Origin of the sequence: Providencia xihuensis (assembly GCF_041953405.1) — a bacterium.
GTDB lineage: Bacteria > Pseudomonadota > Gammaproteobacteria > Enterobacterales > Enterobacteriaceae > Providencia > Providencia vermicola.
Genome location: NZ_CP169565.1, coordinates 2,681,606 through 2,697,302, shown reverse-complemented (window position 1 = coordinate 2,697,302; position 15,697 = coordinate 2,681,606). Strand labels below are relative to the sequence as shown.

The window sequence follows — 15,697 nt, the reverse complement described above, 5'->3', positions numbered from 1 at the left end:
GAATGGTAAAGGAAGTGAGTATGCCTGCATTACCCGATGAAAATAAATTATTACGTAATTTTGCGCGTTGCCAGGATTGGGAAGAACGTTATTTGTATATGATTGAGCTGGGTGGTCGCTTGCCTGAACTTAATGAAACACAAAAAAGCGAGAGCAATCTTATCGCGGGTTGCCAAAGCCAAGTGTGGATTGATATGCAGTTACAATCTGATGGCACAATTGCCTTTGCAGGGGATAGCGACGCTGCAATCGTTAAAGGGCTGGTGGCGATTGTCATTATTCTTTTTCAAGGTAAAACACCACAGCAAATTTTAGTGTTAGATGTAAAATCTTTTTTTGAGCAATTAGCGTTAGAACAACATTTAACCCCTTCGCGAACACAAGGGTTGAATGCGATGATCCGCACCATCTTAGCCCGTGCAAATGAATTAGTTTAATTTTACCGAGGGAGTAACCCAGCTCCCTCGTCTATTTCCCCCCTAACTTAGTGCTTTGTCAACGCTCTATCATCCAATAAAGATTTGTTCAATAATATTAGTTAACTAAAATATTCATTAAGTATTAAAGATATTAAGAATAGTTGCTATTATGAGCAATAATCATTGCATTATTGTAAGTACACTATTTTCCTTGGAGTAGGTATGAAAAGAGTTTTAACGGTGGCAAGTTTATTTGTCATGAGCGCGTTGTTAGCGCCAGCTCAGGCAAAAGAGTACCCATTACCTGACAGTAACACCCGACTCATCGGGGAAAATTACACGTATGTGGTGCCGAATGATGGCCGTCCCCTTGAGGCGATTGCCAGTGAGCATGAAATTGGCTTGTTGGGAATGCTTGAGGCAAACCCAGGTACTGACCCTTATCTGCCTGAAGCAGGTAAAGAGCTGATTATCCCTGCGCAAATGTTATTACCGTCAACGCCAAGAACAGGTATCGTGATTAACTTGGCAGAGCTGCGTTTATATTACTACCCTGCAAACAGCGACAATGTCGTTGTTTATCCAATTGGTATTGGTCAATTAGGTCGTGATACCCCAGAAATGGTCACGTCAGTCAGTCAATCGATTAAAGACCCAACATGGACACCGACAGCAAATATTCGTAAGAATTATGCAAAAGAAGGGATTACATTACCCGCTGTAGTGCCAGCAGGCCCTGAAAATCCAATGGGATTGTATGCCTTACGTTTAGCCTATGGTCGTGGCGAATATCTAATCCATGGTACTAACGCTGACTTCGGTATTGGAATGCGAGTAAGTTCTGGTTGTATCCGGTTACGCCCCAATGATATTGAAGCACTGTTTAAAACAGTTCCGAGAGGAACTCGTGTCCAAGTTATTGACCAAGCGGTGAAATATTCTAAAGAAGCAGATGGAAGCTATTACATTGAGGTGCATCAACCGTTATCCCGTTCGAGTCACGATGATCCACAAACGATGCCAATCAAGCTCTCTGATGATTTCAAGCGTTTTCTTGAAAATGAAGGGATTGATAAGGCTTTAGTACAAAAAGAGCTTGCTAGGCGTTCTGGAATGCCTGTACGTATAAATAATGATCAAGGCACTAATGAACCTGTGCATGAAAACCAATATGAAGGGCTAACCCCTATTGAGCCATTCACCATTTCACAGCCTGGCCCGATTTACGATGGTAAAATTGGCGCATTATTACCCACAAAATACCGCTCCTCTTTAGCTGCTCAATAATCAGCACAAAAAATAAGGGCCTATTTTCATAGGCCCTCATAAATACTATCAGCTTCTAAAAAGCGTCGTTTTAACTAGATAACGACCAATTCGAACTTATTTTTTATAAGTACGAACTTGGTTGTCCAGACGCTGGTTAGCACGTGCTGCTTCTTCTTGAGCTGTCTGAACATCAGAGCGCAGTGACTGAACGTCGTTGCTCAGCTGATCAACTTTACCATTCAGAGTTTGTACGTCTGAAGAGAGTTTTTGCACTTCAGTGCTGTTAGAACAACCCGCTAGTAATGCTGAAGCTAATACGATAGAGCCCAGTAGAATTTTAGTACGAATCATTATTTTACCCTCTAGATTGATTATCTTGAAAATATAAAGAGCAAGTCACCAAATAATAGAGCCAAGACGATTATCTTTAAGCTTGCTATATCCCTTTAAAACAACCTAATGAAAATTAGGGTATGGCACTTACTAAGTCTTATGCTAGTACTTAATTTAAAGATTTGCTAGAAATACTTTACATTTAGTCGTAGGAAAAAGAAGAAAAATTTAAATTAAGATTAATGAAGGTTGTTATTTGAACAATCAAAGAACATTTTGTGATATTACGCTTAAATAGAGATAGGATATTTGCTAAAGAAACCTAAACGGGTAAATAGTTAAGTCAAGGTAGCACTAAATGTTAACTTAAAATAAAAAAGGCCGATAACTGAATTAACAACTATCGGCCTTTTCGTATTCTATAAAATATTAATTATAGAACGTGAACAGAAGAGGTATTGGTTGTTCCGCTTTGAACAAGTGCACCTGACACCATCACAACGGCATCCCCTTCAACTGCTAAACCGCTTTCTAATGCAGCACGTTTACCTTCACGGTAGAAATCATCCGTAGAAGTGAAACCGCCGACAATCATTGGGATCACACCTTTAACTAACAGTAACTGGCGTGCAGTTTCTTCATTAGTGGTTAAGGCAAGAATTGGCGCAGTCGGGAAGTATTTACGAACAGACTTCGCTGATTTACCACCGTAGGTCGCGACAACAATCAGTGGAACGTCTAGCTTTTCAGACATTTCAACCGCACCACGGCATACCGCTTCAGTAACACGTAAGCGCTGGCTTGGTTTTTGGTTATCAATACGGGTTGGCATCACGCGGTCAGTACGTTCACAGATAGTTGCCATAATAGTCACAGCTTCTACTGGGTATTTACCTTTCGCACTTTCACCTGACAACATAACCGCATCAGTACCGTCTAAAATGGCGTTCGCTACGTCACCAGCCTCAGCACGAGTAGGGCGTGGGTTTTTGATCATTGAATCTAACATTTGTGTTGCTGTGATAACGACCTTGCGAGCCTTAACACATTTTTCAATCATCATTTTTTGCGCGAAGATAACTTCTTCAACTGGGATCTCAACGCCTAAGTCTCCACGAGCAACCATGATGCCGTCAGAGGCTTCTAAAATCTCATCAAAATTGTTTAAACCTTCTTGGTTCTCAATTTTAGAAATAATTTGGATATTTTCGCCGCCGTGTTTTTTCAGGTGCGCACGAATTTCTTCAACATCAGAGCGTTTACGGATAAATGATGCAGCAACGAAATCAACACCTTGTTCACAACCGAACACAAGGTCTTCTTTATCTTTTTCTGCTAATGCAGGTAGACCAATTGAAACGCCTGGTAAGTTGACACCTTTTTTCTCACCAAGATCACCATTGTTTAATACTTCACAAACCACTTCAGTTGCGGTGACATTGGTGACTTTCATGCCAATAAGGCCATCATCGACTAAAACAGTGTTACCTACTTTTAGATCAGCTGTTAAGCCAGCATAGGTGACGGCTACTTTATCTTTATTACCGACTACAGATGTGTCTGTGGTAAAGGTAAAGGTTTGACCTGCAACGAGGGAAACATCGTTGCCGCCTTCTAGTTTCATGGTGCGGATTTCAGGGCCTTTAGTGTCTAGCAGGATAGCTGCTTGCTTACCAGTTTTTGCACAAACAGAGCGAAGATTTTTGATACGTTGACCGTGTTCTTCATAGTCACCGTGGGAGAAGTTCAGACGCATGACATTCATGCCTGCATCTAAGAGTTGGGTCAGTTTTTCTTCAGATTCGGTTTTTGGGCCGATAGTACAAACAATTTTGGTTTTTTTCATGGCAGTCTATCTAAGGTTATAAAGGAAATCGGTATTGCCGCCGACGCTTAGTGCGCATGATAAAACTTGTTGCGCAACTCATTTATAAGAATAGGCGACAGTCTGGTATTAAATTCAATACTATAATGAAACTTGTCACAATTTGATTCTAATAATAGTGTAGTCGACAAGTTTCATTAAAGCTAACATACTGATTTATTGCTGGTGAAACCTTTCAGCCAGCGAGAGTATTATAGACAACAAAAAACTGTGAGACAAATCAAATTTTACTAAATTGAATGAAGAGATAGCTAAGATCAATTATTCGGTTGATTTTGTGTGGGTTATTTTGTTGCGCAACAAAATAAGGCAATTTTAAGTGACAATCAAGGAAAATATTGGAATATAAATGAAGTAGTTAGGAAATGGTGCGTCCGAGTAGACTCGAACTACCGACCCCCACCATGTCAAGGTGGTGCTCTAACCAACTGAGCTACGGACGCACTGAAAAATTAACTTATTGTGTTAACTTGAAATGGTGCGTCCGAGTAGACTCGAACTACCGACCCCCACCATGTCAAGGTGGTGCTCTAACCAACTGAGCTACGGACGCACTGAAATTAACGTGTTGTGCTAACTAGAATGGTGCGTCCGAGTAGACTCGAACTACCGACCCCCACCATGTCAAGGTGGTGCTCTAACCAACTGAGCTACGGACGCGCTTAAAACTTCTAGGTGACAACGGGGACGAATATTAACGTTATGCTGTGAATCTGGCAAGGGGAAAATGTAATTTTGCGACAGTTTGCTCGTATTTAAAACTATCTGGTGCGAAATACATCTTCCCACACAATTAATTGCTTAAAAAACTGGCGATTAGCGTGTTGAACGTAACAGAACAGCTTGCTCAGGTTGCTTATGGATCCACATAATTCGTGTTGCCATACCCACCGCTGCGGCGCTGAGTCCAATAATAAAGCCTATCCAGAAACCTTTGGGGCCCATTGCAGGTCCAACATAGTCGGTCAGTGCTAAAATATAGCCAGCTGGTAAACCTAATAACCAATATGCAGTGAACGTAATAAAGAAGATTGAACGCGTATCTTTATAGCCACGTAAAATCCCTGCGCCAATAACTTGCACAGAATCGGATAACTGATAGATAGCGGCATAAAGCATCAAACTAGTTGCTAAAACAACCACTTCTGGATTTTTGTTATACATCATTGCAATCGGTTCGCGGAAAACAGCGGTAAAAATTGCGGTAATTGTTGCAATCATTAAACCAACGGCAAGGCCAGTATAAGAAGAGACTTTCGCCGCCTCAGTAGATTGTTGGCCTAAGTTATAACCGACGCGAATTGTCGCGGCGATCCCCAGGGATAATGGGAACATGAACATGACTGAACTAAAGTTCAGTGCAACTTGGTGGCCTGCAACGGCAACAACCCCTAATGGTGCAACTAGCAGTGCAACAACGGCAAATAATGTAACTTCAAAGAACAACGCTAAGCCAATTGGCGTACCTAACACAATAATTCGTTTTAAAATTAATGGATTTGGCGATGTAAAAGGTACAGTCGGACGAATATCGCGCTGAGCTGAAGCGCGTTTCACGTACCATCTCATCATCATGCACATTGCCCAATACACTGATGCAGTCGCGACACCACAACCAACCCCACCGAGAGCAGGTGCACCAAAGTGGCCATAGATAAAGATATAGTTAATTGGGATATTGACCATTAAGCCTAGAAAACCAATCACCATCCCCGGCTTAGTTTTCGACAGGCCTTCGCATTGACTACGGTAGACTTGGTAGAATAAATACCCAGGCGCACCCCACATGATGGCATGTAAGAAACGAACGGATTTGTCGGCAAGTTCTGGATCAATGTGTGGCATGTTGCTAATAATTAGTTGGCTATTATAAAGCAAACACATAATACCCAAGGCTAAAAATAGCGCTAACCACAGACCTTGTTGAATTTGATCGCCAATTAAGTTACGGCGGCCAGACCCGTTCATTTGAGCAACGATCGGGGTCAATGCCATTAGTAAACCTTGACCAAAAAGAATAGCTGGCAGCCAGATGGAAAACCCAACTGCAACTGCGGACATCTCGATTTCACTGACACTACCTGCCATAACCGTATCGACAAACCCCATGGCGGTTTGTGAAAACTGAGCTAAAACGATAGGGATCCCGAGAGCCAACAAGCTACGCGCTTCTGTAAAATATTTCTGCACGCATACACCTTTATAATAAAAATAATGAAGAAGAAAAACGAGAAAAATAAATGATTTAGCAATAAATCAAAATGTTATTAAAAACCCTTTATTCTATCCCTTTTACCAATGTATTCCAATAAAGATATACTGCTTATTGATGAAAGAGCACTTTTGTCTCTTAGTGTATTTGATTACAGGTAGTTATTCAGTCTGTATCTCATCACTCAAATAAGATAGATCTCAAAAAATTCTTAGGTAAACTGGACAAATTAATTCACGACACAGAGAGTCATTATGTTTACAGGTATTGTTCAAGCGACCGCTCCAATTATTGAAATTACGGAAAGAGCGAATTTTCGCACTCATGTCATGAAATTCACCCCTGAATTACTGGTTGGTTTAGAAACGGGAGCCTCAGTAGCCCACAATGGTTGCTGTTTGACGGTCACTAAAATTGATGGTGAAAGGGTTAGCTTTGATTTAATTAAAGAAACGCTCCGTCTGACAAATTTGGGTGCGCTACAAGAGGGGGATGTTGTCAATATTGAACGTGCAGCGAAATACGGTGATGAAATTGGTGGTCATGTGGTATCTGGACACATTATGACAACCGCAGAAATCAGTAAAATTTTCACTTCAGAAGATAACCATCAAATATGGCTATCTATTCATGATAAAGCATTGATGAAATATATTTTACATAAAGGTTTTGTTGCCATTGATGGAATTAGCCTCACGGTTGGTGATGTTATCAATAACCGTTTTTGTGTACATTTAATCCCTGAAACGTTAGAAAGAACAACATTAGGGCAAAAGCGTTTAGGGGATAAGATTAATATTGAGATAGACCCACAAACTCAAGCAATAGTGGATACTGTTGAGCGAGTGCTCAACCAAAAAGAACAAGAAAAGTTATTGCAACAAGGAAATGACGCTGTCGAAAAGGCTAAATCAGAATAATTCATCAACAGCGGAAGAATATGAGGCTATAGTAGATATAGTCATACTATAGCCTTAATAACATGAAAATTTTAGAGTTGTTAGGATAAAGGTGTTTAATCAAGTGTAAAGTTGTTAAAAACATCGAGTCAATAACACCACAGACTACCAAAATAGCTAATTTGATTAAAACCTTGTTTTTTAATCGGTTACTTTTCACTAAAATTAACAGAAAAGCTGGCATTATCACGTTCAATCGCTTCAACTAAGCGCCTAAAGTGCGGACTGTTTTTGTGCATTTCGAGTGCCTGAGTGCTTTCCCACTCTTCGAAAACAATATAGCCGTTTTCTTTAGCCATAAGATCATATTGAATGCATCCTTTCTCGCGGCGGCTCAGCTTTGCTAAGTCACGAATGATTTCTCTCGTTAAATACCCATCCGTTCTTTCAGTTGTAATTTGGGCATACACAACAATACTCATTCCGTTCTCCTTATGTATTAAGAACTATCTTAATGGGTACTTGGTTTTTGTATTGTAAAAAAGCGAATAATCTGATTTTAAAAAGGCGGACGGGGTCATAGTAAAGTATCTTTTGAAATCTCGATAAAAATGAGATTGATCATAATAGCCTGTTTCAAACCAGCGATAAGTATCATGATCTATTACCATGTTTTTTAAAACGTGTTCTAAGCGGCAATTGATCTGGTAGCGTTTGGGTGTAATACCGTACTCTTTTAAAAACTCTTTTTGAATGACACGCAGATGAAAACCTGTCTCATCGGCAATATCGGTGATTTTTTTTGTTGGATTACGGTAGAGCAATTCGATGATTTCATCCGTGAAATGCGGTTTTTTGGTCGCTTTAGTTTGAGTAAAGCAATCTAACAGCTCTTTAAAAGATGAACAGGCAAGCGCTTCAAACCAGTTATCTTGCCAAATATCAGCAAGGGCAATGGGCCTATCCGTATAATTGAATGTCCGTTGGGGTAACAAAAAGCGTAATGCGTCGTGGCGAATACGCAATACCATGGTTTTTGCATGATTAGGGTTTGCTGTAAACGTATTGATTCTCGGTATGATGAGTTGAAATGAGTTAGTCGTAGAGTGGCCGTCAGCAGACATACAAATTGGATCCGATGAAACCCAAATTTCAGCCCCTGTCCCTGGAAAAATTTTAATCGCACTGGTGAACTCTTTGATAATCAAAATAGAACTAACAAAGCCTTTCAATTCATCTGGTGGATAATACTGTTTCAACATCATACTTGAGCACTCATTATTTGTTATGGTAATGATAGCGTTTTTTGACAAGAAAAATAACCATTGAAAGCATGAGTTTTAGAAGATAAAAAAATAAAATAGCTTTTTTTTAGTGAAATACGCTTTAATTAGGTAAAGGTCGCTAATGGATAATGCGTTAAACCGCATTTTTAAGCAAATATCACCTGCTACGGAATATGACAAAAGCGTAGTCAATGCCTACAGTTAGCTTAAGAATAATATATTTGATTAATGGGGAAGTAATAATGAGAAACTGTACCGCATAGTAGCGGCACAGCGTATAACGAATCTAAAGGAATTAATTTGCTTGGCAATCAACTGGTTTTAACGTTTTTTCATCTTTGACAGCGCAGCGCTGCATAAAATAACCAATCGCCATTGGAATAATGGTAAAGGCCATCACACCCGTTGTTGCAAGAAGTGGGTCAAAAGTTAAAGCGGAAACTAACAAGCTAGCTAAGAAGCATAAGCCAAGTTGTAAAGCGTTTTGTAATGCCGCTGCTTTACCACTTGCTGTAGGGAAGGTATTTAATGCTTTTGAAACAGCTATTGGATACGATGCTCCGTTCATGGCAGCCATAAAGCAAAATGGAATTAAAATCATGGTTAATGATGGTTTAGTATAGATAGCCATGATGAATAATATAGACATGCTAACTGCATAACCAATTAAGAGTAGTGGGAATAAGATTTCAGCACGCACCTTGGCCAAAACAAGGCGACAACCATAGCCACCAACAATGAAAGCAAGTGTTTGGGGGATATAGCTCAATCCAATATCCGCTGGGTTAAAGCCCATATTACGTAGGATAAAGGGGGAGCCAGTTAACCAAGCAAAAAAGCCTGCACTGCAAGAGGCATAGACTAAGACGTTGCCACTAAAAATGGGAGAGCTCAGTAACTTACCAAATGAGATTTTGGTTTGAGGCTGGTTTTCATCTTCGTGTTTTTTTACAGAAATATTTTTGAGGAAAAATGTCGGTAAGAGTAATAAAACACCGACAGCCATTAAGATTAAAAAGATAGCTTCCCAAGTTTGGTGTTCAAGCACCCATGCACCTAATAACGGCGCAAGCGCAGGGGAGAGCGCGACTAATGGCATGATAGATGCGAAAACTTTTTGTGTGCTTGCTTCATCATAACGGTCGATAACAAGGGCTTGCCATAAAACGGCGGCGGAGCACACACCAACGGCTTGTAAAAAACGCAAGGTTAATAATTGTGTTGCTGTCGTGGCCCAAAAAATCGCTAAACTGCTCACAATAAAGATAGTAAGACCAACGATGAGCACAGGCTTGCGGCCAAGTTTATCTGAAAGTGGGCCCCAAAGTAGCTGAGCAAACGCGAAGCCTGCTAAAAAGATACTGAGAGAAGCACTGATAGCCCCTTCTGTTGTGCGCAAAGAGGTCTGCATTGCACCAAAAGCAGGCAGGTACATATCAATGGCTAAAAACCCCAACATGCTTAATCCTGCAAGGTACAGCATAAATCCAGGGGAATTTTTTTTCACAGTCGTCGTCATAATGATTTACTTATCTGATATTTAAAAAAATGTTAACGGTGATGACATTGTATAGGCTATTTTTTTGTCTTGTGAAACGGTAATATTTGGATCTTGCTATCAAAATATTTGAAAGGAGAGACTATGTGGTCAGCTCATGCACTTGAAGTAATTGATGCCGTTGCAAGAACGGGGAGTTTCAGTGGTGCCGCAGATGAGTTACACCGCGTACCTTCAGCAATCAGCTATACCGTCAAACAAGTTGAAGAATGGTTAGCCGTTCCCTTGTTTGAACGTCGACACCGGGACGTCATTTTAACCGAAGCAGGGCTGATTTTTATTAAAGAAAGCCGTTCTGTTATCAAAAAAATGACAGAGACACGTCATCAATGCCAACAAGCGGCTAATGGTTGGCGTGGGCAGTTCAGCATTGCAGTTGACTGCATCGTTAAACCACAGCGGACTGAGCAACTTATTCTCGATTTTTATCGCCATTTCCCTGACATTGAATTGTATATACACCCAGAAGTATTTAATGGTGTTTGGGATGCCTTAGCGGATGGCCGCGTGGATGTGGCGATTGGTGCCACCCGAGCTTCACCGATTGGCGAACGTTACAGCTTTCGTGATATGGGGTTTATGTCGTGGATGTGTGTCGCAAGCCCTGAACATCCATTAGCAAAAATAGAACATAGCCTAACAGACGATGAAATGCGTGCATATCCAAGTTTGTGCTTAGAAGATACTTCTCGAAGTTTACCTAAACGAGATACTTGGGCGCTGGATAACCAACGGCGTTTAGTGGTTCCCTATTGGGAAAATGGCTTAGCTTGTTTGACAAATGGCCTTTGTGTGGGGATGGTGCCCGAACATCGAGCAGCTCCTTTATGCGCAGAAGGTAAACTGGTGGAATTGACATTAGCACAGCCATTTCCACCCAGCCCATGTTGTTTAACATGGGTAGAAAAAAACACCTCTCCCGCACTGAGCTGGTTATTAGATTATCTTGGCGATAATGAAACGCTCAACGCAGAATGGTTATCAACATCATATTGATTATCGACGATAGTCAATAAATGGTCCATCAGCAACTGAACGACGCTCAACAAGACGAGGATGAACTTCGATAGTTTGAGCGTCTTCGCGCTTATTCACTATACGGTCTAATAACATAGCGAACGCCATTTGCCCTAAACGCTCTTTAGGTTGGTGGATAGTAGTCAATGCAGGCGTAAAATAGCGCGCATTGCGCACATTGTCGTAACCGATGATTGAGATATCCTGTGGAACGCGCAAGCCCATTTCATCTGCCGCACAAATCGCCCCCATTGCCATGATATCACCACCACAGAAAACGGCGGTAGGGCGCTGTTTATGGCTCAAAATCTGCATCATCGCTTTATAGCCAGACTCAGGTTCAAAATCCCCTTGGACAATCCATTCGTCTTTTAAGGTCACTTTGGCTTCTTCCATTGCTTTTTGGAAGCCAGTCAGACGCCCAATCCCAGTATTCCGCTCAAGGGAGCCTGGGATCACACCAATATCACGATGTCCTCTATCAATGAGATAACGTCCTGCGAGATAGCCCCCATGGAATGAATTATCGATGATGCTATCGGTAAAATCCCCTCTCGATGTGCCCCAATCCATTACCACCATCGGAATATTGCGATAATCTTCGAGCATGCCAATGAGTGTATCAGGATATTCAGAACACATTACCAGCAGGCCATCGACACGTTTTTGTGCAAGCATTTGCAAGTAGGCTTTTTGTTTACCCAAATTATTATGAGAGTTACAGAGGATCAGTGTGTAGCCTTTTTCATAACAGCTGTTTTCAACGGATTCGATAACTTCAGCAAAATAAGGCGCCTCACTCGACGTCGCTAACAAACCAATTGATTTCGTGTGATTCACTTTTAAACTACGGGCAACCGCACTAGGTGAATAATTGAGCGCTTTGATGGCAGCCCAAACCGCAGCCTTGGTGTCATCAGCCACAAAGCGCGTTTTATTAATAACATGGGATACGGTGGTGGTAGAGACGCCAGCGCGTTTCGCCACATCTTTAATCGTTGCCATGGGGGAATAAAACTCCTGACCAACTATAGGTCTCTCTAAGAATTCTAGTTAAAAAATTACCTGCATATTGATGCATAGATCCTTCGCTGGCAATAATTTAGCGATTTGTTGTCGATTTTGTCTGATCTAGCGCAAAAACGAAAGAAATAATTGATGTTATAACATGTGATATAGACACTGGTTTCGCTTTTTTGGATGTGTATACTTAATAACCTTATAGTTTGAGTGGTTATTGTTAATTCAATTTTGTTAGGATGAGAGGAACTCATGGATACAGATGTTAAATATGGATTACTAGCTGCGCTGGGTTCATTAGCAATGATTATTTTTATTGCTGCACATATCTTCTAATTTGTGTTTCATCTTCATTGGGTGAATGCATAAGGGCGAGTTTTAACTCGCCCTTAATCGATCTAGAATAACTGTTTAATAATTAAGCTAAATTTTCTTCTACAAATTTCCAGTTAACTAGTGCCCAGAAATTTTCTAAATATTTAGGGCGTGCATTACGGTAATCAATATAATAAGCGTGTTCCCAAATATCTACTGTTAACACAGGTTTATCATCACCAGAGATTGGTGTTGCTGCGTTAGATGTGTTAACAATAGCTAAATTACCATCGGCTTTTTTCACTAACCAAGTCCAGCCAGCCCCAAAGTTTTTGGTTGCTGCATCCGTAAATTGTGCTTTAAACTCGGCGAAAGAACCAAAGGTTTTATTGATAGCGTCTGCAACTTTCCCCGTTGGTTCGCCACCTGCATTTGGTGCTAAGCAGTGCCAATAGAAGGTATGGTTCCAAACCTGAGCCGCATTGTTAAATACCCCAGCTTCAGAAGTCTTAATGATTTCTTCTAACGATTTACCTTCAAAATTAGTGCCTTTGATTAGGTTGTTTAAGTTAACAACGTAGGTATTGTGGTGCTTACCGTAGTGGTATTCTAAGGTCTCAGCAGAGATATGAGGTTCTAAAGCATCTTTTGCATACGGTAGAGCGGGAAGTTCAAATGACATAACGTACTCCTTGATTGCTTTTGTATCAAAACATATGGGTGTTTGCTCGTAAAGTGAGCTAAGTGTCGTACTTCATTGTTTATCTACAGTTTTGCCAAATGGCCTGTATGATTCTTAATATATTAATAGTAACACGATTAACCCTACAAAGGGTAAATGTAATCGCGTTAATCGCATGTTAACAATAAAATGTTTGAATAATATTTTATTGTTATTGGATTAAGTGATGTGTTCGGTTCTTGCATACAGAGAACATGTAGAAATAATAACGAGCGAGGGGGGTTCTAAAGGACTGTCATCAATGGGGGCAATATTGCAGAGGATTGGCATAATACTTTGAATTTTTAGTATTTATTTGCCAGTGGTTGACATTAGTTCCAGCCAATGAAAGTTCTAATCAAAAAAATGACATTGATGAAAATGATAGTTGTAAGCAAGTAGATAAAAGCCTTGAAGAAAAGAGGGGTTATGTCTGGTTGCACCCGATCTTTAATAATAAAAAATATCATAAATACAAAAAATGGGACGACTATTAGTAAGGTTGTAATGGGATTGCTATGCATAAGATTCATATTTTAGAAAAATATAATTCTATCCTTATTGCAGAGTTGTGCAAGTATGATGAGAGAGCTATGTGGGGCATATCAAGTAGATCTACGTTGCTAAGTATAGTTATACCGTATTTTATTGCTACCCTCACGTTGATTTATTGTTATTTGTTTAGATTAATGCAAAACAATTAGCAAAATATGAAGTTAAACATATTGTTAAAGACATCAAATTGGCAGATAGATCACCGTTAAATATAGACAATATACTCTTAGTGAAAATGATGTTTCGCTATAAAACAAGGTATAGTTTTGTTTGACTTGAATCATAAATAAGTCACAATAGTAGCAAATCAAAGGAGGGGGATTCCCCCTCTTTTTTCATACAATAGCCGTTGACATATTCAAAGCAAAATATCGTATTACGTAGTATATTTTAGGGCTAAAAATCAATTATCTAATTGATAAATAAAAATATACTAATCATGTTTAATGTTAAGGAAGTAAAAATGACAACAATTGAAAGAATTGAGCGCCAAATTAAAGAAAACCCAATTTTATTATACATGAAAGGTTCTCCAAAACTTCCGAGCTGTGGTTTTTCAGCTCAAGCAGTTCAAGCCCTATCTTCATGCGGTGAGCGCTTCGCTTATGTTGATATTTTACAAAACCCAGACATTCGTGCCGAATTGCCAAAATATGCAAATTGGCCGACTTTTCCTCAGTTATGGGTAGATGGCGAGTTAGTTGGAGGTTGTGACATTATTATGGAAATGTTCCAACGTGGTGAGCTGCAATCACTAATCAAAGAAACTGCGGATAAATATCGCCCAGAAGATGACGCTAACGCGTAATCACTGAATAGTAATAAAAAACCGCAGTAGATAAAACAAAAGCTGTTTATCTACTGCGGTTTTTTTATTGTCTGTTTATTTTTCGTCTTCAATAATTGGCCAACCACCAAGTTTCTTGAATTTATTCACAATTTCGCAAAATAAAAGTGCAGTGCGATTCGTATCATACAGTGCACCATGGGCCTGTTTACCATCGAATGGTATTCCTGCACTAACACAAGCTTTCGCTAAGATTGTTTGACCAAATACTAAGCCACTTAATGCTGCGGTATCAAAAGTCGCAAAAGGATGGAATGGGTTGCGTTTTAGCCCCGCACGTTCGGCAGCATTCATGACAAAACTGTGATCGAAATTTGCGTTATGTGCAACAATTATCGCGCGGTTACAATCAGTATTTTTCATTCCTTTACGGATGACTTTAAAAATGGCATGTAGTGCATCATACTCACTAACCGCACCACGCAATGGGTTTGTTGGGTCAATACCAGTAAACGCAAGAGCGGATGGTTCTAAATTGGCACCTTCAAATGGATCAACATGGAAATGCAGTGTTTCATCCATTGAAAGCCAGCCATCTTTGTCCATTTTTAGTGTGATAGCGGCGATTTCAAGTAGACCATCTGTTTTCGCGTTAAACCCACCCGTTTCAACATCAATAACAACAGGGTAGTATCCCCTAAAACGGCTTACTAGGGCATTCGGATTATTTTTTTCAGACATTCGGACTTTCGATTATAAAGTTGCTGATTAGCATATATTATGCCTAAATCAGGAAAAAATGGCAGAGAAACTCAGAAGAAAGTTTAAACGGCTATTGACCGCTTAAACTTAGAAATAGTAAATGCAATTAATGGCCTAAACCTTTACTTGCACTTTTGTTTTCGATCAATTCAATTTTATAGCCATCTGGGTCTTCAACGAAAGCAATGATTGTTGAGCCACCTTTAACTGGGCCTGCTTCTCGAGTCACATTCCCCCCTGCATGGCGGATATCATCACAAGTTTTTGCAACATCATCTACGCCTAGAGCGATATGACCATATGCATTCCCCATATCATAGCTATCAACGCCCCAATTGTAGGTCAGTTCAATAACAGCGCCTTCACTTTCATCACTATAGCCAACAAAAGCTAAAGAATATTTATACTCAGTATTTTCACTTGTTCTAAGTAAACGCATTCCTAACACTTTGGTATAAAAATCAATTGAACGTTGCATATCAGTAACACGTAACATGGTATGAAGTAAGCGCATATAACCCTCTTAAAATTTACTCAACATTTCTGAATCGATTTACCTATTAACTATTAATATAACGTGGTTAAATTGCTAAATACAGCGATAGCAGTTTATTTTTTGGTCAAATAGTGGTAATACTCAGTTTTTAAGAGTATATCAT

At 39.9% G+C, this 15,697-nt stretch carries 15 protein-coding genes and 3 tRNA genes; 5 read left to right on the top strand and 13 right to left on the bottom strand.

Going from position 1 to position 15,697, the window contains the following annotated elements; all coding sequences use genetic code 11:
* Window positions 1–20: 20 nt before the first annotated feature.
* A complete protein-coding gene (sufE, locus tag ACE2AL_RS12095) occupies window positions 21–437 on the top strand; it encodes a cysteine desulfuration protein SufE (protein ID WP_375084309.1) in 417 nt (138 codons plus the stop codon).
* Window positions 438–641: 204 nt separating this feature from the next.
* The gene (locus ACE2AL_RS12090; RefSeq protein WP_206084037.1) at window positions 642–1,706 is read left to right on the top strand and encodes a L,D-transpeptidase family protein; all 1,065 of its coding nucleotides are present in this window, start codon (window positions 642–644) and stop codon (window positions 1,704–1,706) included.
* A gap of 96 nt (window positions 1,707–1,802) precedes the next feature.
* Here the strand turns inward: ACE2AL_RS12090 and ACE2AL_RS12085 are convergent, their stop codons facing one another.
* The 6 genes from ACE2AL_RS12085 to ACE2AL_RS12060 all read right to left on the bottom strand — a co-directional run bounded on the left by ACE2AL_RS12085 (window position 1,803) and on the right by ACE2AL_RS12060 (window position 6,096).
* Window positions 1,803–2,039: a major outer membrane lipoprotein gene (locus ACE2AL_RS12085; protein ID WP_047756290.1), complete on the bottom strand. Its 237-nt coding sequence runs from the start codon at window positions 2,037–2,039 to the stop codon at window positions 1,803–1,805.
* 415 nt (window positions 2,040–2,454) lie between these two features.
* Entirely contained in the window at window positions 2,455–3,867 is a 1,413-nt protein-coding gene (gene pykF, locus ACE2AL_RS12080) for a pyruvate kinase PykF (RefSeq protein ID WP_206084038.1), read from the bottom strand.
* Between the two features lie 405 nt (window positions 3,868–4,272).
* A tRNA-Val gene (locus ACE2AL_RS12075) sits at window positions 4,273–4,349 on the bottom strand.
* A 33-nt stretch (window positions 4,350–4,382) separates the two neighbouring features.
* Window positions 4,383–4,459: transfer RNA gene (locus ACE2AL_RS12070), tRNA-Val, on the bottom strand.
* A 30-nt stretch (window positions 4,460–4,489) separates the two neighbouring features.
* Window positions 4,490–4,566, bottom strand: a tRNA-Val gene (locus ACE2AL_RS12065).
* A 156-nt stretch (window positions 4,567–4,722) separates the two neighbouring features.
* Window positions 4,723–6,096, bottom strand: coding sequence for an MATE family efflux transporter (locus ACE2AL_RS12060; protein ID WP_206084039.1), 1,374 nt, complete (start codon window positions 6,094–6,096; stop codon window positions 4,723–4,725).
* 276 nt (window positions 6,097–6,372) lie between these two features.
* Here ACE2AL_RS12060 and ACE2AL_RS12055 point away from each other — a divergent pair, with 276 nt between their 5' ends.
* Window positions 6,373–7,038: a riboflavin synthase subunit alpha gene (locus tag ACE2AL_RS12055; RefSeq protein ID WP_206084040.1), complete on the top strand. Its 666-nt coding sequence runs from the start codon at window positions 6,373–6,375 to the stop codon at window positions 7,036–7,038.
* Between the two features lie 188 nt (window positions 7,039–7,226).
* Here the strand turns inward: ACE2AL_RS12055 and ACE2AL_RS12050 are convergent, their stop codons facing one another.
* The 3 genes from ACE2AL_RS12050 to punC all read right to left on the bottom strand — a co-directional run bounded on the left by ACE2AL_RS12050 (window position 7,227) and on the right by punC (window position 9,822).
* Window positions 7,227–7,499: a putative quinol monooxygenase gene (locus ACE2AL_RS12050; protein WP_206084041.1), complete on the bottom strand. Its 273-nt coding sequence runs from the start codon at window positions 7,497–7,499 to the stop codon at window positions 7,227–7,229.
* 24 nt (window positions 7,500–7,523) lie between these two features.
* A complete protein-coding gene (locus ACE2AL_RS12045; protein WP_241016832.1) occupies window positions 7,524–8,282 on the bottom strand; it encodes a helix-turn-helix transcriptional regulator in 759 nt (252 codons plus the stop codon).
* A gap of 316 nt (window positions 8,283–8,598) precedes the next feature.
* On the bottom strand, window positions 8,599–9,822 hold the full coding sequence (punC, locus tag ACE2AL_RS12040) for a purine nucleoside transporter PunC (RefSeq protein ID WP_272538601.1): 1,224 nt from the start codon (window positions 9,820–9,822) through the stop codon (window positions 8,599–8,601).
* A gap of 123 nt (window positions 9,823–9,945) precedes the next feature.
* Between punC and punR the strand changes: the two genes are divergently transcribed.
* The gene (punR, locus tag ACE2AL_RS12035; RefSeq protein ID WP_375083533.1) at window positions 9,946–10,857 is read left to right on the top strand and encodes a DNA-binding transcriptional activator PunR; all 912 of its coding nucleotides are present in this window, start codon (window positions 9,946–9,948) and stop codon (window positions 10,855–10,857) included.
* Here punR and purR read toward each other — a convergent pair whose 3' ends face one another.
* Together purR and sodB are read right to left on the bottom strand one after the other, a co-directional pair.
* Window positions 10,858–11,883, bottom strand: coding sequence for an HTH-type transcriptional repressor PurR (purR, locus tag ACE2AL_RS12030; protein ID WP_206084044.1), 1,026 nt, complete (start codon window positions 11,881–11,883; stop codon window positions 10,858–10,860). It lies immediately after the preceding gene.
* Between the two features lie 433 nt (window positions 11,884–12,316).
* Window positions 12,317–12,895: a superoxide dismutase [Fe] gene (sodB, locus tag ACE2AL_RS12025; RefSeq protein WP_206084045.1), complete on the bottom strand. Its 579-nt coding sequence runs from the start codon at window positions 12,893–12,895 to the stop codon at window positions 12,317–12,319.
* A gap of 1,057 nt (window positions 12,896–13,952) precedes the next feature.
* On the opposite strand from sodB, the gene ACE2AL_RS12020 reads away from it, so the two are divergent.
* Window positions 13,953–14,297 (top strand): Grx4 family monothiol glutaredoxin, encoded by a 345-nt coding sequence (locus ACE2AL_RS12020; protein ID WP_206084046.1) that lies wholly within the window; start codon window positions 13,953–13,955, stop codon window positions 14,295–14,297.
* Between the two features lie 75 nt (window positions 14,298–14,372).
* On the opposite strand, the gene rnt is transcribed toward ACE2AL_RS12020, so the two are convergent.
* Window positions 14,373–15,017 carry a ribonuclease T gene (rnt, locus tag ACE2AL_RS12015; protein WP_206084047.1) on the bottom strand — a complete coding sequence of 215 codons (645 nt, stop codon included), beginning with the start codon at window positions 15,015–15,017 and terminating at the stop codon, window positions 14,373–14,375.
* Between the two features lie 127 nt (window positions 15,018–15,144).
* Window positions 15,145–15,552 carry a lactoylglutathione lyase gene (gene gloA, locus ACE2AL_RS12010; RefSeq protein WP_206084048.1) on the bottom strand — a complete coding sequence of 136 codons (408 nt, stop codon included), beginning with the start codon at window positions 15,550–15,552 and terminating at the stop codon, window positions 15,145–15,147.
* Between the last annotated feature and the right edge of the window lie 145 nt (window positions 15,553–15,697).

Excerpts from the sequence above, each read along its gene's own strand:
- sufE (WP_375084309.1), top strand. The coding sequence starts at position 21 with ATGCCTGCATTACCCGATGAAAATAAATTATTACGTAATTTTGCGCGT.
- ACE2AL_RS12090 (WP_206084037.1), top strand. The coding sequence starts at position 642 with ATGAAAAGAGTTTTAACGGTGGCAAGTTTATTTGTCATGAGCGCGTTG.
- ACE2AL_RS12085 (WP_047756290.1), bottom strand. The coding sequence starts at position 2,039 with ATGATTCGTACTAAAATTCTACTGGGCTCTATCGTATTAGCTTCAGCA.
- pykF (WP_206084038.1), bottom strand. The coding sequence starts at position 3,867 with ATGAAAAAAACCAAAATTGTTTGTACTATCGGCCCAAAAACCGAATCT.
- ACE2AL_RS12055 (WP_206084040.1), top strand. The coding sequence starts at position 6,373 with ATGTTTACAGGTATTGTTCAAGCGACCGCTCCAATTATTGAAATTACG.
- ACE2AL_RS12050 (WP_206084041.1), bottom strand. The coding sequence starts at position 7,499 with ATGAGTATTGTTGTGTATGCCCAAATTACAACTGAAAGAACGGATGGG.
- ACE2AL_RS12045 (WP_241016832.1), bottom strand. The coding sequence starts at position 8,282 with ATGATGTTGAAACAGTATTATCCACCAGATGAATTGAAAGGCTTTGTT.
- punC (WP_272538601.1), bottom strand. The coding sequence starts at position 9,822 with ATGACGACGACTGTGAAAAAAAATTCCCCTGGATTTATGCTGTACCTT.
- punR (WP_375083533.1), top strand. The coding sequence starts at position 9,946 with ATGTGGTCAGCTCATGCACTTGAAGTAATTGATGCCGTTGCAAGAACG.
- purR (WP_206084044.1), bottom strand. The coding sequence starts at position 11,883 with ATGGCAACGATTAAAGATGTGGCGAAACGCGCTGGCGTCTCTACCACC.
- sodB (WP_206084045.1), bottom strand. The coding sequence starts at position 12,895 with ATGTCATTTGAACTTCCCGCTCTACCGTATGCAAAAGATGCTTTAGAA.
- ACE2AL_RS12020 (WP_206084046.1), top strand. The coding sequence starts at position 13,953 with ATGACAACAATTGAAAGAATTGAGCGCCAAATTAAAGAAAACCCAATT.
- rnt (WP_206084047.1), bottom strand. The coding sequence starts at position 15,017 with ATGTCTGAAAAAAATAATCCGAATGCCCTAGTAAGCCGTTTTAGGGGA.
- gloA (WP_206084048.1), bottom strand. The coding sequence starts at position 15,552 with ATGCGCTTACTTCATACCATGTTACGTGTTACTGATATGCAACGTTCA.